Annotated in this window: 1 protein-coding gene; it reads left to right on the top strand. The window is 29.3% G+C overall.

What is annotated here, in order from left to right:
• Positions 1 to 126: 126 nt before the first annotated feature.
• The coding region (locus LS81_RS12275) for a hypothetical protein (protein ID WP_034346178.1) at positions 127 to 533 on the top strand (407 nt) is incomplete at its 3' end.

The raw sequence follows: 533 nt of genomic DNA, 5'->3' as shown, positions 1-533 counted from the left end.
TATCCTTTATAATCTTATTAGACAAAAACAAGCAATTCTAGCAAATAAAAAATAATTGACTTTAGAATCCAGTAAAAAAATATGTTAGAATACAGACTTTAATTCTTAGCAAAGGATTTATGTCGCATGGAAACAAATGTGATTGTCATTGTTGGAAGCTTTGTTGTCGTTGTCGTGCTATTTATTTTTGCTCTTTTTAAATTTGTATTATCTAATACACCAAAGGAAAAAGAGTTTGATATTGATTTAACAGGTGGGTTCAGCGTTGAAACTGTTATGATGGTGCTTGATTCTAGTGCAAGTACACTAGAAGATCTACAAGAGGTATTAGATAAACTTTTCACTGAATATGACAAATTAGAAATAAATAAATTACAGATTAAAAACATTCTTATTGCACTTTCTTTACATAAGAATGCACAAAAAGACATTATTATTGAAACACAAAAGAAATTTGAAGAAAAACTCCCAGAATTTGCTATGGAATTTGAACGATCTGTAAAAAAAGGGCTTGATGCAAGAGGGAGAAGGTA

It is taken from the genome of Helicobacter trogontum (genome assembly GCF_000765905.2).
Lineage (GTDB): Bacteria > Campylobacterota > Campylobacteria > Campylobacterales > Helicobacteraceae > Helicobacter_A > Helicobacter_A trogontum.
Note: the sequence above shows the minus strand (reverse complement) of the source record. Positions and strands in the feature narration are given on the sequence as shown.